General features: G+C 44.0%; 24 protein-coding genes. 11 read left to right on the forward strand and 13 right to left on the reverse strand.

The window, feature by feature from the left end; all coding sequences use genetic code 11:
- Window positions 1-71 precede the first annotated feature (71 nt).
- Window positions 72-1,607 (forward strand): S8 family serine peptidase, encoded by a 1,536-nt coding sequence (locus BM008_RS03420; protein ID WP_245747842.1) that lies wholly within the window; start codon window positions 72-74, stop codon window positions 1,605-1,607.
- Between the two features lie 246 nt (window positions 1,608-1,853).
- Entirely contained in the window at window positions 1,854-2,246 is a 393-nt protein-coding gene (locus BM008_RS03425; RefSeq protein WP_091933196.1) for a secondary thiamine-phosphate synthase enzyme YjbQ, read from the forward strand.
- A 98-nt stretch (window positions 2,247-2,344) separates the two neighbouring features.
- Here the strand turns inward: BM008_RS03425 and BM008_RS03430 are convergent, their stop codons facing one another.
- The 3 genes from BM008_RS03430 to BM008_RS03440 form a co-directional block, all read right to left on the reverse strand.
- The gene (locus BM008_RS03430) at window positions 2,345-2,545 is read right to left on the reverse strand and encodes a helix-turn-helix domain-containing protein (RefSeq protein ID WP_091933199.1); all 201 of its coding nucleotides are present in this window, start codon (window positions 2,543-2,545) and stop codon (window positions 2,345-2,347) included.
- A gap of 88 nt (window positions 2,546-2,633) precedes the next feature.
- Window positions 2,634-3,050 (reverse strand): HIT family protein, encoded by a 417-nt coding sequence (locus tag BM008_RS03435; protein WP_091933202.1) that lies wholly within the window; start codon window positions 3,048-3,050, stop codon window positions 2,634-2,636.
- A gap of 102 nt (window positions 3,051-3,152) precedes the next feature.
- The gene (locus tag BM008_RS03440) at window positions 3,153-4,865 is read right to left on the reverse strand and encodes a PAS domain-containing sensor histidine kinase (protein ID WP_091933204.1); all 1,713 of its coding nucleotides are present in this window, start codon (window positions 4,863-4,865) and stop codon (window positions 3,153-3,155) included.
- A gap of 226 nt (window positions 4,866-5,091) precedes the next feature.
- On the opposite strand from BM008_RS03440, the gene BM008_RS03445 reads away from it, so the two are divergent.
- A complete protein-coding gene (locus tag BM008_RS03445) occupies window positions 5,092-5,751 on the forward strand; it encodes a hypothetical protein (RefSeq protein WP_091933207.1) in 660 nt (219 codons plus the stop codon).
- 57 nt (window positions 5,752-5,808) lie between these two features.
- On the opposite strand, the gene BM008_RS14830 is transcribed toward BM008_RS03445, so the two are convergent.
- Window positions 5,809-5,985, reverse strand: a complete 177-nt coding sequence (locus BM008_RS14830; RefSeq protein WP_177187946.1) for a hypothetical protein — start codon at window positions 5,983-5,985, stop codon at window positions 5,809-5,811.
- 125 nt (window positions 5,986-6,110) lie between these two features.
- Between BM008_RS14830 and sfsA the strand changes: the two genes are divergently transcribed.
- The gene (sfsA, locus tag BM008_RS03450; RefSeq protein ID WP_091933210.1) at window positions 6,111-6,860 is read left to right on the forward strand and encodes a DNA/RNA nuclease SfsA; all 750 of its coding nucleotides are present in this window, start codon (window positions 6,111-6,113) and stop codon (window positions 6,858-6,860) included.
- A 701-nt stretch (window positions 6,861-7,561) separates the two neighbouring features.
- Here sfsA and BM008_RS03455 read toward each other — a convergent pair.
- The gene (locus BM008_RS03455; protein WP_091933213.1) at window positions 7,562-8,911 is read right to left on the reverse strand and encodes a PqqD family peptide modification chaperone; all 1,350 of its coding nucleotides are present in this window, start codon (window positions 8,909-8,911) and stop codon (window positions 7,562-7,564) included.
- Window positions 8,908-11,019: a M4 family metallopeptidase gene (locus BM008_RS03460; protein WP_091933215.1), complete on the reverse strand. Its 2,112-nt coding sequence runs from the start codon at window positions 11,017-11,019 to the stop codon at window positions 8,908-8,910. Before BM008_RS03460 ends, BM008_RS03455 begins: the two co-directional genes overlap by 4 nt.
- A 344-nt stretch (window positions 11,020-11,363) precedes the next feature.
- Here BM008_RS03460 and BM008_RS03465 point away from each other — a divergent pair, with 344 nt between their 5' ends.
- Complete coding sequence (locus BM008_RS03465) at window positions 11,364-12,764, forward strand: alanine/glycine:cation symporter family protein (protein WP_091933218.1); 1,401 nt, start codon at window positions 11,364-11,366, stop codon at window positions 12,762-12,764.
- Between the two features lie 45 nt (window positions 12,765-12,809).
- Here the strand turns inward: BM008_RS03465 and BM008_RS03470 are convergent, their stop codons facing one another.
- The gene (locus BM008_RS03470; RefSeq protein WP_091933221.1) at window positions 12,810-13,007 is read right to left on the reverse strand and encodes a hypothetical protein; all 198 of its coding nucleotides are present in this window, start codon (window positions 13,005-13,007) and stop codon (window positions 12,810-12,812) included.
- A gap of 224 nt (window positions 13,008-13,231) precedes the next feature.
- Between BM008_RS03470 and BM008_RS03475 the strand changes: the two genes are divergently transcribed.
- Together BM008_RS03475 and upp are read left to right on the forward strand one after the other, a co-directional pair.
- On the forward strand, window positions 13,232-14,470 hold the full coding sequence (locus BM008_RS03475; protein WP_091934174.1) for a uracil-xanthine permease family protein: 1,239 nt from the start codon (window positions 13,232-13,234) through the stop codon (window positions 14,468-14,470).
- A gap of 62 nt (window positions 14,471-14,532) precedes the next feature.
- Window positions 14,533-15,231 carry a uracil phosphoribosyltransferase gene (upp, locus tag BM008_RS03480; protein WP_091933224.1) on the forward strand — a complete coding sequence of 233 codons (699 nt, stop codon included), beginning with the start codon at window positions 14,533-14,535 and terminating at the stop codon, window positions 15,229-15,231.
- A gap of 74 nt (window positions 15,232-15,305) precedes the next feature.
- Here the strand turns inward: upp and BM008_RS03485 are convergent, their stop codons facing one another.
- Window positions 15,306-16,007: a protease inhibitor I42 family protein gene (locus tag BM008_RS03485; protein ID WP_143072260.1), complete on the reverse strand. Its 702-nt coding sequence runs from the start codon at window positions 16,005-16,007 to the stop codon at window positions 15,306-15,308.
- Between the two features lie 218 nt (window positions 16,008-16,225).
- On the opposite strand from BM008_RS03485, the gene BM008_RS03490 reads away from it, so the two are divergent.
- Both BM008_RS03490 and BM008_RS03495 read left to right on the forward strand, forming a co-directional pair.
- A complete protein-coding gene (locus tag BM008_RS03490) occupies window positions 16,226-16,918 on the forward strand; it encodes a hypothetical protein (protein WP_091933228.1) in 693 nt (230 codons plus the stop codon).
- Entirely contained in the window at window positions 16,915-17,649 is a 735-nt protein-coding gene (locus tag BM008_RS03495; protein ID WP_245747844.1) for a DUF3307 domain-containing protein, read from the forward strand. The genes BM008_RS03490 and BM008_RS03495 overlap by 4 nt, the downstream gene beginning before the upstream one ends.
- Window positions 17,650-17,734: 85 nt before the next feature.
- Here BM008_RS03495 and BM008_RS14705 read toward each other — a convergent pair whose 3' ends face one another.
- From BM008_RS14705 to BM008_RS03520, 5 genes are all read right to left on the reverse strand, one after another.
- Complete coding sequence (locus BM008_RS14705; protein WP_143072261.1) at window positions 17,735-18,061, reverse strand: hypothetical protein; 327 nt, start codon at window positions 18,059-18,061, stop codon at window positions 17,735-17,737.
- 27 nt (window positions 18,062-18,088) lie between these two features.
- Entirely contained in the window at window positions 18,089-18,412 is a 324-nt protein-coding gene (locus tag BM008_RS03505; protein WP_091933233.1) for a DUF6951 family protein, read from the reverse strand.
- Between the two features lie 12 nt (window positions 18,413-18,424).
- Window positions 18,425-18,745, reverse strand: coding sequence for a DUF6951 family protein (locus BM008_RS03510; RefSeq protein ID WP_091933235.1), 321 nt, complete (start codon window positions 18,743-18,745; stop codon window positions 18,425-18,427).
- Between the two features lie 199 nt (window positions 18,746-18,944).
- Window positions 18,945-19,277: a carboxymuconolactone decarboxylase family protein gene (locus BM008_RS03515; RefSeq protein ID WP_091933237.1), complete on the reverse strand. Its 333-nt coding sequence runs from the start codon at window positions 19,275-19,277 to the stop codon at window positions 18,945-18,947.
- Window positions 19,278-19,419: 142 nt separating this feature from the next.
- Window positions 19,420-20,331: a DMT family transporter gene (locus tag BM008_RS03520; protein ID WP_143072262.1), complete on the reverse strand. Its 912-nt coding sequence runs from the start codon at window positions 20,329-20,331 to the stop codon at window positions 19,420-19,422.
- 96 nt (window positions 20,332-20,427) lie between these two features.
- On the opposite strand from BM008_RS03520, the gene BM008_RS03525 reads away from it, so the two are divergent.
- Both BM008_RS03525 and mtaC read left to right on the forward strand, forming a co-directional pair.
- Window positions 20,428-20,796 carry a VOC family protein gene (locus tag BM008_RS03525; RefSeq protein WP_091933242.1) on the forward strand — a complete coding sequence of 123 codons (369 nt, stop codon included), beginning with the start codon at window positions 20,428-20,430 and terminating at the stop codon, window positions 20,794-20,796.
- A 288-nt stretch (window positions 20,797-21,084) separates the two neighbouring features.
- Window positions 21,085-21,849 carry a methanol--corrinoid protein MtaC gene (gene mtaC / locus BM008_RS03530; RefSeq protein WP_091933244.1) on the forward strand — a complete coding sequence of 255 codons (765 nt, stop codon included), beginning with the start codon at window positions 21,085-21,087 and terminating at the stop codon, window positions 21,847-21,849.
- Window positions 21,850-21,888 lie beyond the last annotated feature (39 nt).

Genomic DNA, 21,888 nt, shown 5'->3' on the forward strand with positions numbered 1-21,888 from the left:
GAAAAACTGGTGATATGATGAACAAAGTACCAATAACGTTATTCTTTATCTTGTCTATTTTGCTTTCCTTTATGGTGGCGCCGGCAAGTGCTGTATCGTCCAATAATGAAAAAGTCCCTGTTCTTATTAAATTCAAAGGTCAGTCCGATGCCCAGCTTGTAAAGGCCAATGGTGGTAATATCAAGTACGAGTATGATGTGGTCTCCGCTATTGCTGCAGAGCTTCCTCAGAAGGCTATCGATGCTCTTTCTAAGAATCCGAATGTCGAACTTATAGAACCTGATGGCATTGCTCAGATCACAGCAGAGACCACTCCATGGGGTATCGACAGGGTAAATGCACCTGGTGCCCAGGCCCTTGGTATTACCGGAAGTGGTGTCAAGGTAGCTGTTATCGATACAGGTGTCGATTACACTCACCCTGACCTTGCAGCCAACTATCTTGGTGGTTATGATTACGTTAACGGTGATAATGATCCAATGGATGACCACAGCCACGGAACCCACGTCGCAGGTACCGTCCTTGGTATCGACAATGAGGAAGGTGTCCTTGGAGTTGCTCCTAATGCAGGTTTCTATGCCCTTAAGGCAGCAGACGCATCCGGTTCAGTTTCATACAGTGACCTGATCGCATCCATCAACTGGGCAGTTAACAATGATGCAGATGTAATTACAATGAGCCTTGGAGGTTCATATTCCTCAACACTCAAAACAGCATGTGACAATGCATACAACAGTGGTGTTGTAGTTGTTGCAGCAGCCGGTAACACAGGTGGCTCTGTTATCTATCCTGCAGGATATGATTCAGTTATCGCTGTATCCGCAACTGATTCGAACGATGTGAAGGCATCATGGTCATCATACGGTTCACAGGTTGAACTTGCAGCGCCTGGTGTATCCATATACTCCACAATGCCTGGTTCTTCATACGGATACAAGAGCGGTACAAGCATGGCAACACCTCACGTGACCGGTGTAGTGGCTCTCCTTCTCAGTACTGATGTATCAGGAACTACCCTTGACCTTGATAACGATGGCACATGGGACCCTGCAGAGGTACGTGCAAGACTCCAGAGCACAGCTACCGATATTGGTGATGCAGGTAAGGATACTTATTATGGATACGGACTTGTGAATGCTCTTGCAGCAGTCTCAGACCTCGACCAGGCTCCTGCTACAGAGGACCCTGCTACCGAAGACCCTGCAACAGAGGTGCCTGCTACAGAAGACCCTGTTACTGATCCAGTTGCAGATCCTGTAGTAACAATGCATCTTAGTGATCTTACAGTTGACACTACTTACACTGTAAAGGCAAAGAAACATATCTTTGCATATGCAACCTCAACAGCTACCGTAGTTGACGCTGACAATAATCCTGTTTCCGGTGCAACGGTCTCAGGTGACTGGAGCGGTCTTGTATCAGGAAGTGTCACTGCCGTGACCGACCAGAACGGTGTTGTAACATTCCAGTCAAGTCAGTTGAAGAACCCTTCAGGCAGCTTCATCTTCACAGTGACCGATGTCACGCTCGATGGTTATGAGTACGATGCAAGCGAGAATGCCTGTGACAGTACAGCAAGTGTTCTCTTCACTGAATCCCTGAAGTAAGGTCACTGACCAGCCTATAATAATTGACCCGGATCTCTATCCGGGACATTCCTTTTTATTTTTGTTTCTTTTCCCGATGATCATATTGATCGATAGTGTTTTCTGTTATTATCCAGTCAAAAACATTGTGTGAATGCTATGTACATGGATCATCTATTCTTTTCGATCGACATGGAATGTTCCATGCTGTATCTAATTCCCGGCATGGTTAATACTCAGGGAGTTAATCTCTGAATGGTGATTCATATGGAGATCAGGACAGTAAAGAGGACCGAGCTGATAGATATCACTGACATGGTCAGGAAAGAGGTTGCTGATAGCGGGATCCTCAATGGTATATGTGTGGTCAGCACAAAGCATACAACAACATCTGTCATTGTCAACGAGAATGAGTCAGGTCTTGTATCTGATATTCTGAAAATGCTGGAAAAGCTCGTACCGTCACATGCAGGCTATGCCCATGACAGGATAGACAATAATGCTGATTCCCACCTGAAGGCCGTCCTTCTTGGAAGCAGCGAGATGATACCGGTGGTCAATGGGACACTAGTGCTTGGCACATGGCAGAGCATCTTCCTCGCAGAACTGGATGGTCCCAGGACAAGAGACGTCACTGTCACTGTCATCAGCAGTGAGTGAGATGGGTTCGATATTCGATATGTGCTGTATCATCAGGTAGAACAGCCAGAGAAAGAAATAAAAAATAGAATTAAAAATGTGGGTAAAGAGTGAAAAGCTCACTCTTCTGATTTCTCGTAGTCAACGTGTGCGTAGAAGCACCTTTTTGGAGTACAGACGGCATCTGTGCTCTTGAGCTGCTTGAGTATTTTGCTGACCTCTTTGCTCTCAAGTCCTGTTGCTTCAGCGATCTCGCCAGGTCTCATTGGTTTTGCTGCATCTTTAAGTGCGTCGAGTACTTTCTGTTCATCGTCTGCCATAGTTCATTTCTCCTGTAGTTTATTGAAATAAGTGTGATAAAGGAATGATATGATGATATGATCACATTTCTGAATGACCGGCTTTTTCTCATTCAAATGAATTGCTTATCTTTTCTGCCAGCTCAGGAAGCTTATCTGTGGAAGGGTGCAGTTCTACGATGGTATGCATGTTACCTTCCCCATCCCCTGCACGCCTTGGTATGATATGGACGTGCACGTGTGGTACTGTCTGCCCCGCTATTTCCCCATTGTTGATACCTATGTTCATTCCTTCAAGCCCAAGTGTACTTTCTACTGTTCTGGCAATTTTGTTCACTGAGCTAAAGAGTGCTGCTGCCTCTTCCTCATTCATATCGGTGAACCTGCCAAAGTGCTTCTTCGGAAGAACGATGGTATGTCCTTCAGAGCAGGGATAAATATCCAGAAAAGCATAGACAAAGTCGTCCTCATATACCTTATGTGACGGGATCTCACCGGCAACTATCTTGCAGAATAGACAATCCATGTGTATCACCCTCTTCTTTGATCTTTTCGATATTTAATGATTTTTGTTGATGCTTTTAATGCATACATCACATTGGCAGTAGAAGTAGAACGAAAAATGATATCACATTTTAACAGGTATCGTGAAAATAAAAGTACTACCCTTGCCCTCTTCACTCTCGACCGTGATCTGGCCTCCGTGCATCTCTACGAACTGTTTGACGATGGCAAGTCCAAGTCCGGTTCCTTTGTAGTGGCCGTTAGAAGAGGATGTGGCCTGTTTATATGGCTCGAAGATGGTGTGTTGCTTATCAGATGGAATTCCTATGCCAGTGTCTGATATGGATATCTGTATACTATCATCGAGCAGTTTTGAACTGATATCTATTCTTCCATTCTCAGGAGTGAATTTGATAGCATTGCTCAGAAGGTTATACATTATCTGCTTCATCTTGATCCTGTCAGCATAGATCTCCACACCATCAAGGTCTACATCTGATCTTAGCTCTATGGATCTGGTTTCTGATACTGGTTCTATAAGTGAGAATACTTCATCGATAAGTTCCTTCGGGAAAAATCTGTCAGGCTCGAATTCCATCTGTCCTGATTCGATCTTTGAATTATCAAGGATATTGTTGATAAGTTCCAGCAGGTGCTCACCACTGGTTCTGATATTTTGAACGAATTTACTTTGATCCTCGTTGAGCTCTCCGAAATTCCTCTCAGCCAGGATATCTGAAAAACCGATAATAGAACTAAGGGGTGTTCGCAGTTCATGGCTCATATTAGCAAGGAACCTGCCTTTTACTTCGCTGGATTCCTCGGCCAGTTCCTTGTCCTTGAAAAGACCCAGTTCCGTTTCTTTGCGTATTGTGACATCCCTGCCGATGAACAGAAGGCCCATAAGCGAACCTTTTGGAGTGTATATCGGGGCTCTGATGATCTCAACGATCTCACGTTTTCCTCCGTCAGCATAGATGATCTCTTTTTCATCTACAGATATCTCACCCTTTTCGAGTACAGCTTTTTCCTGCTCATTGAATGCATCTGCCAGTTCCCTGTCCAGAAGTTCGTAGTCGTTCTTTCCTATGATATCTTCTTTCTTCGCACCAAGGAATCTTTCATATTTGGGATTGCATTCGATATAGATACCATTTTCATCCTTCAATGAAACAAGATCAGGTATTGTGTTCACCAGTGCACGGAGTTCTGTTGCACTTTCCATGAGTTCCTGTTCGGATCTTTTACGTATACTGAACTGTCCTATACTCTCTGCGATAATGTTCAGAAGGCTCTTTTCCTCATCCAGCAGACAATTTTCCCCGGCCTCTGCATTCTCTTCGGAATAACATACCTCTATGAATCCTGCATGCCATCCGTTAACGACTATATTCTGGGACAGCCTGACGCCGGTCTCTGTGAAACGGTCTGAACGTACATGCATCTCTCCCATAACTATACGCACACCAGTGAGGTCCAGATACTGCCATGTGGAGATGATGCTGTTTGCTATCCTTTTAAGCGTATCTTCAATAGGATGGTTCTCTCCTATTATCTCTGATATCTGGTAGAGGCATTCAAGTTCTTTCACCTTTTCATCAAGTCCGGCACCTATTGTATTGAGTCGTTTGACCATTTGCGAAAGTGTGATGCCGGATATCAAAAAGAGGATTATGACCATTGATCTGACATAGAGCTCATGGGGTGGTATGTCCGTGATCATCAATTCCTGCACAGAGCCCTCATAATAGAAATAGTGGTCTAAAACAGAATCAAGGAGCCAGAAAAGGATTCCGAATACCACGGATACAAGGATTATCTTATGATCAGAGCGCATGAATGGTCTTAATTATGCGTAAAGATTTATTTTTTTATTTGGATACATATCTGCTTATCTTTGTAATGATATATAAAAATACGACTTAGTTTTAGTTGGCTAACAGTATTTTTCTTTGTATGATATGAATGTGTTTGAATATCAATGCAATAAAGTACCGATATGTTCACAGTCTGCTTTTATATGGACATTGTCTTTTTATGATGTACATATATGTTCCTTTAATATGGTATCGGGTATTGGAAGGCCGGACATCAAGAAGTTAGTTCCGTTAGTTGTGGCTATTCTTGCAATTCTCTCTTTCTCTAACCTTTCACTTGCTGAAATGACGGATGGTCTCAGGGACGAGCTGGATAAGCGAGAGATACTGCCATCACTGGCGGATCGGGATCCGGACAACAGCAAGTACAATAGTGTGTCTTCAGGTTCCACAACAACTTCCAATTCTGGTAGTGGTTCCGGTTCTATTTCCAGTAAAGAGGTCGCAGGAGCTTACACAAAACCTGCAAGTACAGACCTCTACAGCCAGATGGAAAGATATGCTGGCTATTATAATGCCGGTATCAACGATGTTCCGGATGTGGTCAAGAAGGTCGCAGGAGATGATGTAATTCTTCTGGATATCGACATGAACGACAACAGCAACCTGATGATCAAGGTCGTTACAAAGGATGGTCTTATAACCGAGTTCCGAAAGCTCTCCTCAGCAGAGAACATCGATCCAACGGTAACGGTCACAGGTAACGAGAACGCTATTCGTGGCATTCTTAAAAATGATGACCCTGTCGGATATCTTGGAATGGCCCTTGATAATGGTTCAATTGATATTGAATGTAAGGGCTTTTTGAAGAAGGCTGCGCTTGCAGGTTTGAAGGCGGTGGCTTGAATCAGTACTTTTGATTATTTATTCCTGCATTAATTTGTCCACGAGTTGGAAAGAACCTCATATGGAGATAAGAATTGATCGATCTGTAGAGATCCTCTCATTCACATTTCCCTCCTCCTCCTCGTTCTCACTGGACTCTCCAAGGTAGTCGATTTTCCCCTCTCCCCCAAACCCCCTCACCCCTTTTTTTTTAATTAACAGGACACCCCATAGTAATTGACTTCTCCTCCTCATTTTTCAAAAACCCTGTTTTTATTCTAAGATCGGTCAGTTGTGCCAGATCTCATTAAGCAGAGATCCTAAATATCTTCGGTTCGTTTTTTCTTTGCCTGTACATCATTTAAAGATCACGATTTCTCATGACCCGAAGATCCCAGTTCCAAACTCGCACAGAAGTTCTCAACATTCACACCGACACCGAAGGCACATTCATAGAACGCCCGAACCGTTTCCTTGCCATTGTAGAGATAGATAACAATGGCACGAAAACCCAGGAGAAGGTCCATGTTCATGATCCCGGCAGACTTCTCGACATACTCTATCCCGGTAACAGGGTGCTTTTACGAAAAGCCTCCAATCCCAACAGGAAGACCGGATGGGACATGATAGCCGGCATATCCGGTGACAACTGGATACTCATCAACTCCGCATTCCACAGGCAGATATCGGAATGGGTATTGGAGAATGGGATAATTGAAGAGTTAAGTGATAATGACAGTATCCTTCCCGAGCAGAAATATGGTGACAGCAGGCTTGACTATCTCCTTTTGAAAGATGGACAGAGCACATGGATAGAGGTCAAGGGCTGTACACTTGCCGAAGGCAGTGTAGCGTCTTTCCCGGATGCACCGACCACACGTGGAAAGCGTCATCTTGAGGAACTGATAAAGGCAAGGTCGGAAGGTCATGATGCTGCAGCTATCATACTTGTTCTCAGACCGGAGGCGGAGTGCTTCACTGCCAATGGTATCATCGATCCTGCATTTGCCCGGACATTCGAGGAAGCCCTGAAAGCCGGTGTCAAAGTGTTCCCGCTTCAGTTCTCATTTGAAGATGGCAATATACGTTATCTGTCACAACTTCCGCTATGTGATAAGGTTCTGTATTGATATCATAAAAAGGAAGATCATCTTCGTAGAAATTCTGGTTATATAAGTGAAACAACATTGAGCCCTGTAGAGATCCTGTAAATTCCAGCTTCAAAGTCAACAACTATCAATTGCCGAATAAAGTCAATTGTTTTCGATCAGTGGTAATGGAACATACCGCCTGCGACGGATGGTTGTAATGCTCTTTGTTTCCAATTTGTTCTTTGAATAATTTTAATAAATACAAAGATGCAACGACAATCGTTGTGCTAACAAGAGATCATGAATAACTAAACCGACCCGAAAGGTCCGGCGAAGCCGGCACGGTCCGAAAAGATGAAAATAATCGATCTACTGAACTTTACCTCTATATTCAAATGAGGATCTCTACAGAGTCCAACATTGCTCTTTTAATTTCCACAAAAATAACCTGCGATCTAAAAACAAAATAACCATCCTCCGAAAGCGGCACATTCCTGTGATGCTATGCAGAAGATGCTTCCACATACTTGCATTTATACTGAGATCTCTGCAGAATGCCTGCAAAGAAAGTACAATGCATTATGCAGATAATTCTGTATCTTCTTATGGGAAAGCGCCGGCTTCGCCGTACCCTTCGGGATCGTTCAAGCTATCCGTGGCCTGCGATCGACCATATCGATCTGACCAGGCCGACCTGCTGTGTTAGAGTTTAAATGGCAGGAATTCTACAGAGCCGGAAATCATTTTTCATTGACCATCCAGCAGTGGCAATTTGGCTGGAAGATATCCCCGTGTGCAAAATTAGCTGCGATACAACTTCCTCTGCAAACAGGAAGCCATTTGCATTCCTGACATGTTCCCTTCATATCCGTTGCTTTCAGGCTCCTGAAATAATTGAGGAAACGGGAATTATCCCAGATCCATTTGAAATCATGTTCCCTGATATTCTCTGCATCTGCTCCTGAGAAGTAGTTGCATGGAAGTACCTCTCCACTTGAATTCACAGTACAGTAGGATATGGCTCCATCACATCCTATTCTGGTATCACCATCTATTCCCTGCTCAGGTGGAGGGCTGAAAGTGCATTCGAACTCCATTGGTGCAATGTTGAGACCGTCCTCATCTCTCTTTGAATGCAGGAACTCCGTCAGTTCTTTCATCCTCGCAGGTGAAACTTCCAGTTCATCCGCATACTTCCCACGTCCGAACGGCACGAAAGGGAGGATACGGAATGTCTGTACTCCCATATCCTTTGCCATTTCGTAGATACGGGGAACATTATCAATGTTCATTGTCGTCACGGTCACAGCCAGTGTAACAGGAACACCTGCTTCTTTCAGGAGTTCTATACCTTTCTTCGTTCTCATCCAGGAACCGGGATGCTGCCTGAACTCATCATGAATGGCAGGCTCTGAAGAATCAAAACTGACCTGCATGGAAGCACCTATATCCGAAAGTCTCTTCGCAGCATTCTCATCTATCATGGTGCCATTGGTAGCTACCTGTATCAGAAGACCTTTTTGCGCAGCGTATCCGGCAATATCAAAAAAGTCATCCCTGACCATTGGCTCACCGCCACTGAGGATAAGTTGTCTCACTCCGTGATCTGCGAACTGGTCAATAAGCCTGCAACATTCATCAAGGCTTAACTCATTCCTGCCTGCTTCTCCTGCACTTACAACACAATGCTTACATCGAAGGTTGCACCTTGAAGTAAGATCCCAGAGAACACCTGCAGGTGCAGGTACTTTCCAGTAGTTCAGTCGTCCTCCGCGCCACCAGAGCACTCCATCCTTTGTAAGGTTCTCGAGCAGAGGTGCACTCATACCAAGAACATTTTCTCGCTCGGTCTTATATGATCTTGATATCTCCGTGATCACCTCATCCAGTGTCCTGTAGCCGTCACAGAGCTTCAGCATCCAGAAGGCTGCCTCGTTCAGTTCACTCTCCTGTCCGTTCAATGGGTTCTTCATCGTCCAGAGCTCATCCTCTTTTTTGATGCGAAAGGGGAAATAAGGGACAAGCTCACCGCTATCCGCGATAGAAAAAGCACCGGGAACATGTCCCGGTCTATTTGTCTCTAAACTCACTTTACTTCTCCGAGCAGCACCAGTGTCTTCTTTCTCCAGTCGTTGATCCTTGACTCTGAGAGACCCAGGGTATCCGAGAGTTGACTGATGTTCTTCTGGTTCTCTGTTGCCTTCAGGAAATCGCCCAGGGTTGAAATGGACCTTGCCTTAAAAAGCGCTGCGATCTCCGGACCAATTCCAACTATCTCTATTATATCTGTCTTCAGTGTGATTATCGGATGTCTCACACGGATGTCAGGCGTATATGGCAATGGGTCCGGTCCCGGCAGACAGGAGAGTCCCGGTGATGGCGGACATGCTATATACGGTGAAGGAGGGCAGGATAGCATTGGTGATGGCGGACAGATGAAGTCCGGTGCAGGCGGGCAGATGAATGGAGCTGGCGGGCATGCGAAGTGTGGTGATGGCGGACATATCAGATGAGGTGATGGTGGACAGATGAAAGGAGCTATCCAGCATGTGATCGGACATGTGACCGCAGTACCAATACCAACAGCAGCAAACGCATTGATGATACTTGCTCTCCAGCGTGAATAGTGTGGGTTCGCAGCATAGAGATCATCAAGTGAATCAAGAACTGCATCCCGCATATCGCTGAAATCGGAACTTGATACCAGATGTGTTGTAAGTGCTTGGTAGTACAGTATTCCCAGTACATCGTTTCCAAGCCCCTCGCATATCCTGATGCCACGATGTGTACCACCTGTTGCGATGAGGTAAGCGGCTTTGTTCATTATTCCGCTGTTGATGTGTACTCCGCCGTAATCCTGTGCTCCGGTGTACTTATCGGTCATATGGTCAGGCTGGTGACCTGCAATGACACTGTCTATCGGATCGGTAGGGTCATACAGTCCTCCGTTGGTCGGGTCTTCCAGATTACGGGATCCGGGTGCGGAAGCCAGTAACCATGCGTCCTCTCCGAAGAGCCAGTTACCTGCAATGAGACAGGCAAATACATCGGACATGGATTCGTTCAGGGCACCTGATTCTCCGCTATAGACAAGGCCAGCGGTGTACTCGGTAACAGCATGTGTCCACTCGTGAGCTACTATGTCCAGTGCACACAGTGGGTCGTAGCGTATACCGTCACCGTTACCTATCTTGACGTAACTGCCGTTCCATGAGGCATTGTTCCAGTTGGTACCACAGTTCGCATAGATATGCATGTCAGCGCCTGCATCATCATAGCTGTCACGTCCATGTACGGTGAAGAAATAATCAAAGACGATCCTTGTGTGGAGATGACAGTCGATATCCGGTCCCTGTGCTGCTGCCGACCAGTTATTGTTGCTGTCTTCCGAGATATCGGCAGGTGGATATCCTCCGTCTGCATCATGCGTAATGACCCTTGCAGAAGTAGGTACCCCCTGGTCCTCAAGCAGGTAGTTTCCTGATCCGTGGTCATGTACCGTATTGACGGTAACAGCACCTGCGTATCTTCCGATACCCGATCCTGTGGTGCTTATGTGGGTCTGTTCATTATTATACTTCCAGACGATCTCACCATTAAGTGCATCCACGAAGTATTCCCATTTTGCAGGTGTGTCATCTCCTGCCAGTGTCTTATCCATTCCATTAACGGTCACATGCCATACAAGGTGTGGTTTTTCCACGAACTGAGTAAGAACCATAAGTATTGGTTCTGCATGTATGTGGCTCTTTGTATTCTCCTTGTTCTCGCCAAGTACCTTCTTCATAGCCTGTTCAGCAGCTATCTTTGGTTTATCTGGCAGGTCAATGGTTGGTACAAGTTTACCTGTAGTTCCTTTTATTGTACTGTTGGCATCGATGTGGACTATGATCTCACTGCCAAAGACCGGCAGGTCCTTGTAGACCTGTTGCATCCGTACATGTTTTGCACCGATCCTGTCCGTGTCTATTCTTTTCAGTACTATCTCTTTCTGGACAGAGTCCAATAAAAAAAGACCTTTATTCGTTTCAAGGAAATCCAGAGCTGCTCTACCTGGATCTTGCTGCCCTATACTGGCAAGTGTTCCTTTCAATCGTTTCGGGCTGCCGGTACTTTCATCCCATTTGATATCAAGAGTGGGATCAACCTTTTTAAGTCCATCTAATATCTCTTTTTGTTTCTTGACGGGTTCATACATACCCTATCTCCCCCTATAGTTTGCACTATTAGTTTGTTCTTCATTCTGATCCGAGAATATGGTTTAAATGATCAGACTTAGAGCACCCCAGCTAAGCTCTGAATTTGAACCTCTCCCATTTAATAGATCAGGGCTTATAAATTATAAAGTTTACTCTCAAAAACATTTTTATAATTTTATTTATCTACTCAAAAAAATAACTGTAGGCTATGGCTATTGTTTATGTGCATAGAATGACCTTTGCAAAAAGATACCATACAGATGAATATAGATTCGATCCAAATATGTTGATCTGTGAAATACTTATATAAGTCTCTCTGTCATTAACTTTAAAGGAGTTATATATGGGTCTACTTGATGTGATAGGGGATATACTTGATAGTTCTTCTTTGATCACATATCTGACAATGATCGACAGCTTTGTATGGGGTCCTCCGTTACTGGCTCTGTTGGTAGGTACGGGAGCCTTCTATACATTCAAGCTTGGTTTTCTTCAGGTAAAGCGATTGCCTCTTGCCCTGAAGTATGTTATCCGCTCAGGGAGGATCGAAGATGGCTCGCAGGGTGACATCTCCAGTTTTGGTGCACTTAGCACTGCACTTGCAGCTACAGTAGGGACCGGTAACATTGTTGGAGTTGCAACGGCAATAAAGACAGGAGGTCCAGGTGCTCTGTTCTGGATGTGGGTGGCTGCATTCTTTGGGATGGCAACCATGTATGCAGAGTGTTTACTTTCTGTAAAGTACAGGACATTCGATGAGAACGGACAGGTTTCAGGCGGTCCGATGTACTATATAAAAAATGGTCTTGCAGACAGGTCCTACAGTGGCATACTGTCAAAGATGTTCGCTATTTTCGGGATCTTTGTAGGGTGTATGGGGATCGGTACTTTTGCCCAGATGAATGCCATAGTCGATTCCGCGAACATAACATTTGGGATCCCGGTGCTATGGACCGGTGCAGTGGTTACCGTACTGGTCTTCCTTGTGATCATAGGTGGGATCCGAAGTATTGCAAAGGTAGCACAACTGGTGGTTCCCTTCATGGCTACAGCGTATGTGCTGGGTTCATTACTGATATTGCTCCTTAATATGGACCAGGTACCCTCGGCATTTTCTCTGGTGCTCAGTTCGGCATTTAGCAGGACTGCGGCTACAGGGGGTTTTCTTGGAGCTTCCATAATGATGGCGATACAGTTCGGTGTGGCTAGAGGTGTCTTTTCCAACGAGGCCGGACTTGGCAGCACTCCCATAGCTGCTGCAGCTGCCAAAGTAAAAAGTCCGGTAAAACAGGGTCTTATTTCCATGACCGCGACCTTCTTCGATACCATTATCGTCTGTAGCATGACTGGACTGGTGCTTATCATCAGTGGCTCATGGAAAGGTGAGCTTGCCGGTGCTTACATGACGAACTATGCCTATACATCGGTTCTGGAAAACATGGGTACCTATGTTGTGGGTGTAGGATTGATGTTCTTTGCATTCACAACGATTCTCGGATGGAATTACTATGCAGAACGTTGTACGGAATTCCTCTTCGGGGTGAAAGCGATACTACCTTTCAAGTTCGTCTATATATCTATGGTAGCACTTGGTGCGTTCCTTACACTTGATGTCATATGGGTGCTGGCTGACATATTCAATGGTCTGATGGCTATCCCAAACCTGATAGCCCTTATAGCATTGAGAAAGATAGTGATATCTGAAACAAGGGAATATTTTGAAGAAATAGAGAATGGTTCCTGATAGCAGGACCATATTTACAGAGAACAGAATAAAAAAGGAGATATGTTATTTCTTATCTTTTTTCTTCTTTTCTTCCTCGTCCACAGTTGTATTATCACACCATGCATCGACCTCAAGATCTCCTGCACTCTTTGTATCATCATTCTGTTCAGGCACTGTACACCAGGTATCTATCTGTTCATCCAGACTAGGTATCTCGATATCCTCGATCTTCTTTTCCTTTTTCACATTCTTGTCATCCATGTGATTTCTCCTACATCGATATCTTCCCTGATGGTTCAAAAAACTTTTTGCTTAAGGTCCCTGTTTACGATCTGTACCCCAAACAATATTAACCATAAAAAGAGAATCTCTTTTCGGGAAAAACGTTTTCATGCTTCAATGATCCGGTGGCTATCTCTGTCAGATAGAGGTCTGGCTGTCAGGGTCGGAATAGAGTTTGAATATATAATTTTATGGAGATTGGTATGAAACGGATAGTTTTAGGGTTCCAGCACGTTCTGGCGATGTTCGGTGCGACCGTAACGGTCCCCCTTGTCGTTGGTTCTGCTATAGGGCTTCCACTTTCGGATATTGCAGTGATGATACAGGCTGTTCTTCTTGCGATGGGAATTGCAACCCTGTTACAGACATTTATCGGTTCTAAGTTCCCTATCGTTCAGGGTTCAAGCTTTGCCTTCATCCCCGGTCTTATTTCTATTGGATCTGGAATAGGACTTGCTGCGGTGGAAGGCGCCCTCATAGTTGGTGGCATCATTGAGGGACTTACAGGGGCTTTAGGACTTATCGGTAAACTCAAAAAGTTATTCTCTCCTCTTGTAACGGGCATAACCATCATGCTTGTGGGCTTCTCGCTTGCCAATGTGGCTGTTCAGTATTCCTTCAACTATTTTGCTGATGCTTCAGGCTCTACTATTCTTCCTTCTTCTATCATTGCCCTTGTGACCTTTGTCACAACGATACTTGTTGCATTGAAAGCTAAAGGCACGTTTCGGACAATGCCTGTTATTGCAGGTGCGTTGGTGGGATACATTCTTAGTATGGCATTCGGATTGGTAGATTTCGGGCTTGTCAGGAGCCTGCCGTTCTTCAGTCTTCCAAAACTGCTCCCATGGGGTACTCCGGTATTCGATGCAAGTGCGATAATCATCTTACTCTTTGCATTCATGGTAAGTATCATTGAAAGTGTGGGTGACTATCATGCCATATCCACTATCTCTGATCTGCCTATAAACAACAAGAAGATCGATCGCGGTATTGCTTCAGAAGGTCTTTCATGTTCCATTGCAGGTGTGTTCGGTGCCTGTGGAACCACCAGTTATTCAGAGAACATCGGTCTTGTGGCACTTACAAGGGTTTCCAGTGTGCAGGTCGTGCAGATCGGTGCAGGTATTCTCATACTGTTCTCGCTGATCCCTAAGTTCTCAGGTCTGCTGGCATCTATTCCTGCACCTGTACTTGGTGGACTTACAACTGCTCTTTACGGAATGATCGGTGTCACAGGTCTTAAGCTGATCAAGGATAAGGTGGAACTCAACGACAGGAACACTCTCATTCTTGCCAGTTCTCTGGTGCTCGGTCTTGGTGCTCCTCAGCTCCCAGCAGAGTTCCTTGCTAACTTCCCACAGATAATCGCAAGTATCCTTGAATCCGGAATGGCTGTCGGTGCTATCTCAGCGATAATAATGGATCAGTTGCTCAAATAGGACAATGGGCTTAAAATTAGGAATATCAATTAAAATAACTCAATTATGATTAAGGTGGAAATATGATAACAGATGATAGATGGGAAGGTGTTTATTCATTCGAGGATTCGCCTTACCTCATGGAGATACTGACCCTGTTGAGGTCAAAAGGAACAGAGAATATCAAGTTCAGAAAAGGGCTTGTTAAACTTGGAAGGTACATGGGTTATGAGTTCACAAAGACCATGGACTTTAAGAAAGTAAAGATCGAGACACCGCTTGAGAGTACAGAGGGTATAGCGTCAGGTGACAGGGATCACGTATATATTATAACTGTGCTCAGGGTTGCCATCCCGCTTATGGAAGGGCTGCTAAAGACACTTGAACATTCAAGGGTAGGTATTGTATCCGCTTCAAGGGGCAAGGCGCCTGATTTTGATATAGAGATGAGTTACATCAAGGTCCCTCACATGAGGGAGGATGATACTGTAATTGTCTGTGACCCGATGATCGCTACAGGTTCCACGCTTCTGAAGACGGTGTCAGCGATCAAGGAATGTGGTGATCCTAAAAGAGTTGTTATAATAGGTGTTCTTGCAGCTCCCGAGGGCATAACTGCGATAAAGAAGGAACTGCCGGACGTTGAGATATATGTGACCAAGATCGACCGTGAGCTCAATGACAAGGGTTACATCCTGCCAGGTCTTGGAGATGCCGGTGACAGAGCATTTGGCGAGCCTATCAATATCTCACTATTGCCTTTGATGCACAATCTCGAATAGAGATATTCAATGAGATAATATCAAAATCAGAAAAGCCGAAAAGGACCTGTTCTTAAGAACAGGCCATCTGTTCTTTATTCGTTTATTTCTGTAATACTTCTGAGCTCTACTATCTGTCCCCACATGTGGAAACTCATTACATCGTTCCTCGGGTATGCAACGAATTCTACATTCATACCGTCATTCTGGAATTCTTCAGGCAGGTTCATAGGGTCATATCTGGAATCATCCTCAGCAATGATGCCATAGAATCCACCTTCGAGTTGCATATAGCTTACTGTACCACTGGCTTCGATAAGTTCATCTTCTGAAAGGCTCATGATCGTCATGTCAAAGGTATCCTCTTCTCCTGTTACGTTCTCCCATGGACGCATGTAGACTGCAGAGATATTCTGCTTACCTGTGTCTGTTATCTTGAATGTCCATTTATGGGTCCCGCCTGCACCTGTCATCCCTTCGGTTCCATTTTCCTGTGCATATACATCATCGTTAAGTTCCAGTCCGCTACTGTATGTCAGGTTCCATGAGTATCCGGTCGTTGGATTCTCATCCAGTTCCACGATGATCACATCGCCTTTTATTCCATAGGCTGTGTTGGGGTAGTTGTCTTCGGTATAAGTGCTTGTAATGCTCTGGTCGTTTGTTTCTGTTGTCTCTTGTTCAGGTGCTTCTTCCAGGGAAGCTGAATCTTCTTCTTCTGCAACACAACCAAGACCTGCGATCACGATAAGGATCATGGACATAATAGCTATAGTTCGCATCGTTCTCTTATTCACGAATATGTTCTCCTCTTTTTTATTTCTTAGATTATCCCTGTTCAGCTATATACAGCTTTATTTGACTGCAGGTTCGATCGTAGTTATCTTAGAGGGATCTTTTGACCATTTGCTTTGATATAAGTTATAAATACGATAAAAGTAAAATATAAGTTAATTAATCTGTATTTAGTATTAATAAGCTATAAAACTAATATTACTGTGGAAGGAACAATAGTATGATCAACGAAGGATCTCTCTGTGCTGTTATAACTGGTGATCTTGTTAGTTCATCTGAACTGGGCTACCAAAGAAGGGGGTCTGTTATCTCTTATCTGCACAGTTCATTTGGATCGATCGCTGAGCAGTTACAGCTAAATGATGCAGTACTACTGCCATTTGATATATACCGGGGCGACAGTTTTCAGGTTGTACTGACATGTCCTGAACGTGCACTGCTTGCTTCTGTACTACTTTCCATTAAGCTTTCTCTTTTCGGTGAGGAAACGAATGATCTTGCAGCAAGGATCTCTATAGGTATCGGGACGATCGGTCATATTCCTGATTCCGGAAATGTGGGAGAAGCAGATGGTATGGCTTTCCGGCTTTCCGGCAGGTCCCTTGATATGATGAAAGAGAGGGATCAGGGTCTTCTGGTCACGACACCTGACGCTGTACTGAACCTGATGTTCGAGAGTCAGTGTGCTTTCTTTGACCTGATATCCGGAAGGTGGACGGATATCCAGAAAGAGTTCATCTTCGAGAAGCTCTCAGGTCTGACACAGGAAGGAATAGCCTTGAAAAAAGGAAGGTCCCAGTCAACGGTCTCCCAGAGCCTGAGCTCCGCAGGATTTGATACGGTAAAGAAGTTCCTCAGCAACTATGAAGAATTATTTAAACACCCGGGTATATTTGTAGAAGGTGATGAATGATGGACCCTGGATCTTTGAATATAGCTCTGCTGGCAAAACTATTTCTCTCTCATCTGCTTGCTGATTTCGTTTTCCAGACAAGGTCAATGGTGGATGACCGCTTCGAGAACAAGTGGAGGTCCGGCTGGCTTTATATTCATGGCATAATTGCCGGTCTGCTGGCATACATCCTTTCAGGAGAGTTCAGCTATTATCTGCTGTTCATTGCCTATACATTGTCCCACATAATGATAGATGGCTTCAAGTCCACACGGAAGGATGATCTAAAATGGTTCATTCTTGACCAGGCAGCCCATATCTTTACCATTCTTGTTGTATGGCTTATATTGACCGGACCTTTGGTGGTCAGGACCCTCATTCCAGCAATTTCACTTTCCGGTACCTCTGCATGGATACTTCTTGTTGCCTATGTGGTAGTTATCTGGCCCAGTGGGATAGCTATAGGTAAATTCACAGAACCATGGCATCATGATAAGGATGGGGAAGAAGGTGAAGGATTACTGAACGCAGGTCTCTGGATAGGCCGTCTGGAACGTTTCCTTCTTTTGACCTTTGTTCTGCTGGAGCAATATCAGGCAATAGGTCTGCTCGTTACTGCCAAGTCCATTTTCAGGTTCACCACTGACAGGAAGGTCAGTGAGTATATATTGATAGGTACGTTGCTGAGCTTTACGATAGCTGTCTTTGTAGGTCTTATCGTGAAGTGGTTGCTGGATGTCGCTTGGTGCTGATAGGCAGACCGATCGATCCTTTATATTTTCTGCGACTTCCATATATGTTTCAATTAGGTAATAATGGCTTAGAAATACTTATATATTATAAAGTCAGATATAGACTGCCGATTAAGGCAACAAAAGGTGAAAACATGGATATAGCAACAACACTGAGGTATGGGTTGATAAACCTGAACCATTTCAGAAGATGTATGATGAGCAGGATGAGCCACCAGATCTTATCATACGGAAAAAAAAGTGCACCTATCCCTGCTTTCAACATGAAGCCGGTAGATGTGTACCCCTTACACAACATCGATTCGATCTTAACAAAAAACGAACTGCCATCTCTCCAATAAGATACCGGCTTCAAAGACCTTAACGGGTTAAGATTTCCATATGGGTGCCGCTCAGCACCCATCTCCTCCATAAACTTTTTTTCTTTTCAACAGGCTAACTATAGTTCATCGAACTCGATACTAACTCTCTGTGACTTCTTAGCAAGGTTCTTCGAGAGCATTCCCGTTTCCATCCTGCATACGTGAAGTACTCCTGCTGGTATGAGGCAGATCGGTGTACATTGAACTTCTTTTGCCCTGTCAATTACAAAGTTATCCTTGATGTCCATGGTCTCCATCATAGGTATCTCCATGTGTGACATCTTTTTGATCTTCTCACATGGTGTATCGATATCTACTATGATATTTTTGCCATCAAGTTCTCCTGTGACCTTATGGGTGAATCCGCATATGGCCGAATTGACAGTAACTGTTGTTGCCATTTCTTATCCCTATCATTCATCATTGAATTCGATGCTCACTCTTTCTGACTGCTTTGCAAGTGTCTTGGAAAGCATACCTAACTCCATCTTGCAGACATGCAGAACACCGGCAGGCACGATGCATGTCACACAGCAGGTGTCTTTTGCCTGGTCCATGACATAGTTCTCTTTAATGTTCAGGGTCTGTTTCTTTGGAATCTCCATGTGTGCTATCTTAGCGACCTTACTGCAATCTGTTTCGATGTCAGTGATCACGGTCTTTCCTTCGAGCTGTCCGGTTATCTTATGGTTGAAACCGCATATGGCTGAGTTGACTTTTACTTCTGATGGCATGTATTATCTCCCTTTATCGTTCCTTTGGCCTAGGGCCTGTAATATATTCAGTAGGAATCATTGAATGTGAATTGTTTTAAAAGTTTGCGTCAAAGGTTAAAAACAGTGTGTTTTCAGCAGTTCTATTCGCATGTTGCTGAAAATGAAAAGATGAAAATGGAATGTACCTGTAAAGCACACGCCACTGTTCGTTGTATCCTTATTCTTCGTCACCGCAGCAACTGCACGAGACATTTCCTTTCAGGATCTCCTGCCATTCTCCTATGACATCATGGGTCCAGCAGTCATCTGCCCCTGCTGCTTCTCTCATGGTGAGTGCAAGTATGTATGAAAGCTCTTTTACTGTTGCTCCTGCCTCAAGTGCACCTTTGAAATGTTTAAGGACGCATGGTTTTGATCTTGCCTTGATAGATAGTGCAAAGCACAGGAACTGGTATGTTTTCTCATCTACTGGTCTTTTCTCAGCATACATCTTGTCTATTTCATCAAGTTTTTCAGTAAATTCGGGGAAGAACTCTTCAAGCATCCTCATTTTATTTTCTCCACTTATATTATCTATAGTTAACACTGTTAACCCGGTAACTGTTAATTAGGGTCAGCACCGGTTACTTCAAAATATGTTGAAATATATATATAAAACTACTTCCTTCTACATTACTTTAAGAACAGAGTTATCATACCTGTATCCTGAAGTATTTACCAAATATCTTCGGACTTTTTTCCATAACTGCAATGTATGCTCCAAGAAGGATGAAGATGCACCCTGTTAGTGTATCTGCAAGTAAAGGTGTGTGCAGTATGGTAACGTCGAAGAAAATGCCGCTGACAGGCTCTATTAAAGCCAGGATACTGCCTTTCTGAGCCTCTATCTGCGATATGCCACTAACGTATAGCAATGCTGCCATGGCTGTATTGATAATGCCGAATACTACCAGCAAGGTCATATTATCGCTGAGTACCGGGGCTGCCACCTTTGTGGCGAAGGGTAGGAGCAGGATAACGCCTATGAGAGTATACCAGAACAACTGGGCAACGCTGGAGTAATCATCTTTTATGTAGCGTATTGTCACGATTTCGCTGCCAAAGGAGAAACCAGAGAGTATCCCGGCAGTAATTCCAATGATGTATCCGTTGCCGGATGAGAATCCCCCTATCAGATCGCTGATATCGACAATGAACACAAGTCCTATTAATGATAGTATGAGCGCAACTATCCCTTTAGCTGTAATCTTCTCTTTCAGTATTAGTGGTGATAGCAGTGTTACATACATGGGTGCTGTGTAGAGCATCAGTATGGCAACCGAGAAACTGGTATACTTTATACACATGAAATATGTGAACAGGGTTGTTGTGTTGATAAATCCAAGTAATAATAGATAGCGTTTCTTTTTTCTGGGTATTATCTGGGACAATTTACCGGTCAGTATCATGAACACAAGTAAAGCGAGCACTCCAAAGAGTTGCTTGTAGAATATCGTTGGCCCTGTAGGTACATCTTTCAGCTGATCGATAAAAACACCTAAAAGCCCAAAGAGAATGGATCCGGTTACAAGTTCAATGTAGGGTTTTTTGGATCCCGGGTTCATCAGGTGGGAAATGGCAAAGTAAGCTATAAAGTATTTGGTTTGTTCAAATGCCAAATTATTAATATTTGCCCTGTAGAACTATTATGGGGTTAATAAATGGCGACTTTTATACATATGGATGTACCTACCGATAATGTTGAACGTGCAAAGGAATTCTACGCTGGTCTTTTTGGATGGAAGTTCGAAAAGCCGTTCCCTGACATGGACTATTATCTCTACGAGACTGAAGGTATTAATGGTGAGGAAGGTGTAAGGGGCGGAATGGGTCTTCGCGGGGATCCCGGTCAAAGGATCACCGGATATATTGGTGTCCCTTCAGTGGATGAATATATAGATAAGATAAAGGATGCCGGTGGACAGACCATGAACAAGATGGCTGTACCGGGTTGGGGTTATCTTGCTATATGTGTTGATACGGAAGGAAATGTCTTCGGTATATGGGAAGATAATAAGGATGCAAAATGACCGTGGTGTAATAATGGCATCTAAGGCTTCCTTATGCCATTTTTCGACATTTCAAAAATATACTTATAATAGGGATGCATTGATGGGTGCTGTTTTTTTGGAATATATAATATTCTGTCTAACTTAGACTATTCTTTTTTTAAACGTTACCTTTACATATCAGACTTACTGTTAATACTATCCATTAGTAATTTGTATATACTTCATTTATTCATTATTAAAGACAATTGCCTGTATTCAGGCATGTACACACTTTATGGAAAAACGAAAATCTAAAACGGAGGCTCAATGCTGGATATAGATCCGACAGGTATCCTTGTCAGATACAATGTCAAACTCGAAGGAGAATTAACTCCTGACGAGATAGCAAGAGAACTTTTCCCTTCGGACATACTACTGCGAAATATCGTAGAAGCAGTCTTTGAAGGAGATGAGGATGAAGTTATCATCGCTCTTAAAGAAGCAGTAAGTGCCGGGAAAGATCCTATAACCCTTATCGATGATGCCCTGATGAAAGGGATGAACATCGTCTCACAACTATATGATGATGGTGTATTGTTCCTTCCGGATGTTATCATCGCATCACATGCAATGACCGATGGGATCGAATATTGTAAACAGATATCAGGAAAGACCCATGAATGTAAGGGAACCGTCGTATCCTATGTTGTGGAAGGTGATATCCATGATATTGGTAAGAAGATATTGACCGTCCTCCTGAAGTCCAATGGTTACGAGGTCATAGATCTTGGTAGCGATGTGCCTACTGATGAGGTGATCCAGGCAGTGCTCAAGTACAGGCCTATCATGCTGACAGGTACTTCTCTTATGACGACAACTATGTATTCCTTTATGGAAGTAAACAACCGTCTCCTTGAGAATGGTATCAGGATCCCGTTCGTATGTGGTGGCGGTGCAGTGACCCAGGATTTCGTTATGAACTATGAACTGGGTATATATTGTGAGGACGCTGCAGTAGTTCCAAAGATAGCGGATATGATAGTTCAAAATAGAGGCATTGACGAACTAAGAGAGAAGTTCCACGTACATTAAGTTGCTAATAGAAAAGGACAGAAAGGTCAGGTGGCTCAC

It is taken from the genome of Methanolobus profundi, assembly GCF_900114835.1.
In the GTDB taxonomy this organism is placed as follows: Archaea; Halobacteriota; Methanosarcinia; order Methanosarcinales; family Methanosarcinaceae; genus Methanolobus; species Methanolobus profundi.

Bases quoted from the DNA above. Each gene is read 5' to 3' on its own strand.
- BM008_RS03510 (WP_091933235.1), bottom strand. From the start codon at position 18,745: ATGCCATCAGAAGTAAAAGTCAACTCAGCCATATGCGGTTTCAACCAT.
- BM008_RS03430 (WP_091933199.1), bottom strand. From the start codon at position 2,545: ATGGCAGACGATGAACAGAAAGTACTCGACGCACTTAAAGATGCAGCA.
- sfsA (WP_091933210.1), top strand. From the start codon at position 6,111: ATGACCCGAAGATCCCAGTTCCAAACTCGCACAGAAGTTCTCAACATT.
- BM008_RS03490 (WP_091933228.1), top strand. From the start codon at position 16,226: ATGATCAACGAAGGATCTCTCTGTGCTGTTATAACTGGTGATCTTGTT.
- BM008_RS03515 (WP_091933237.1), bottom strand. From the start codon at position 19,277: ATGAGGATGCTTGAAGAGTTCTTCCCCGAATTTACTGAAAAACTTGAT.
- BM008_RS03445 (WP_091933207.1), top strand. From the start codon at position 5,092: ATGGTATCGGGTATTGGAAGGCCGGACATCAAGAAGTTAGTTCCGTTA.
- BM008_RS14830 (WP_177187946.1), bottom strand. From the start codon at position 5,985: ATGAGGAGGAGAAGTCAATTACTATGGGGTGTCCTGTTAATTAAAAAA.
- BM008_RS03435 (WP_091933202.1), bottom strand. From the start codon at position 3,050: ATGGATTGTCTATTCTGCAAGATAGTTGCCGGTGAGATCCCGTCACAT.
- BM008_RS03525 (WP_091933242.1), top strand. From the start codon at position 20,428: ATGGCGACTTTTATACATATGGATGTACCTACCGATAATGTTGAACGT.
- BM008_RS03460 (WP_091933215.1), bottom strand. From the start codon at position 11,019: ATGTATGAACCCGTCAAGAAACAAAAAGAGATATTAGATGGACTTAAA.
- BM008_RS03475 (WP_091934174.1), top strand. From the start codon at position 13,232: ATGAAACGGATAGTTTTAGGGTTCCAGCACGTTCTGGCGATGTTCGGT.
- BM008_RS03520 (WP_143072262.1), bottom strand. From the start codon at position 20,331: ATGAACCCGGGATCCAAAAAACCCTACATTGAACTTGTAACCGGATCC.
- BM008_RS03470 (WP_091933221.1), bottom strand. From the start codon at position 13,007: ATGGATGACAAGAATGTGAAAAAGGAAAAGAAGATCGAGGATATCGAG.
- BM008_RS03495 (WP_245747844.1), top strand. From the start codon at position 16,915: ATGATGGACCCTGGATCTTTGAATATAGCTCTGCTGGCAAAACTATTT.
- BM008_RS03505 (WP_091933233.1), bottom strand. From the start codon at position 18,412: ATGGCAACAACAGTTACTGTCAATTCGGCCATATGCGGATTCACCCAT.
- BM008_RS03425 (WP_091933196.1), top strand. From the start codon at position 1,854: ATGGAGATCAGGACAGTAAAGAGGACCGAGCTGATAGATATCACTGAC.
- BM008_RS03465 (WP_091933218.1), top strand. From the start codon at position 11,364: ATGGGTCTACTTGATGTGATAGGGGATATACTTGATAGTTCTTCTTTG.
- BM008_RS03420 (WP_245747842.1), top strand. From the start codon at position 72: ATGGTGGCGCCGGCAAGTGCTGTATCGTCCAATAATGAAAAAGTCCCT.
- upp (WP_091933224.1), top strand. From the start codon at position 14,533: ATGATAACAGATGATAGATGGGAAGGTGTTTATTCATTCGAGGATTCG.
- BM008_RS14705 (WP_143072261.1), bottom strand. From the start codon at position 18,061: ATGGAGGAGATGGGTGCTGAGCGGCACCCATATGGAAATCTTAACCCG.
- mtaC (WP_091933244.1), top strand. From the start codon at position 21,085: ATGCTGGATATAGATCCGACAGGTATCCTTGTCAGATACAATGTCAAA.
- BM008_RS03440 (WP_091933204.1), bottom strand. From the start codon at position 4,865: ATGCGCTCTGATCATAAGATAATCCTTGTATCCGTGGTATTCGGAATC.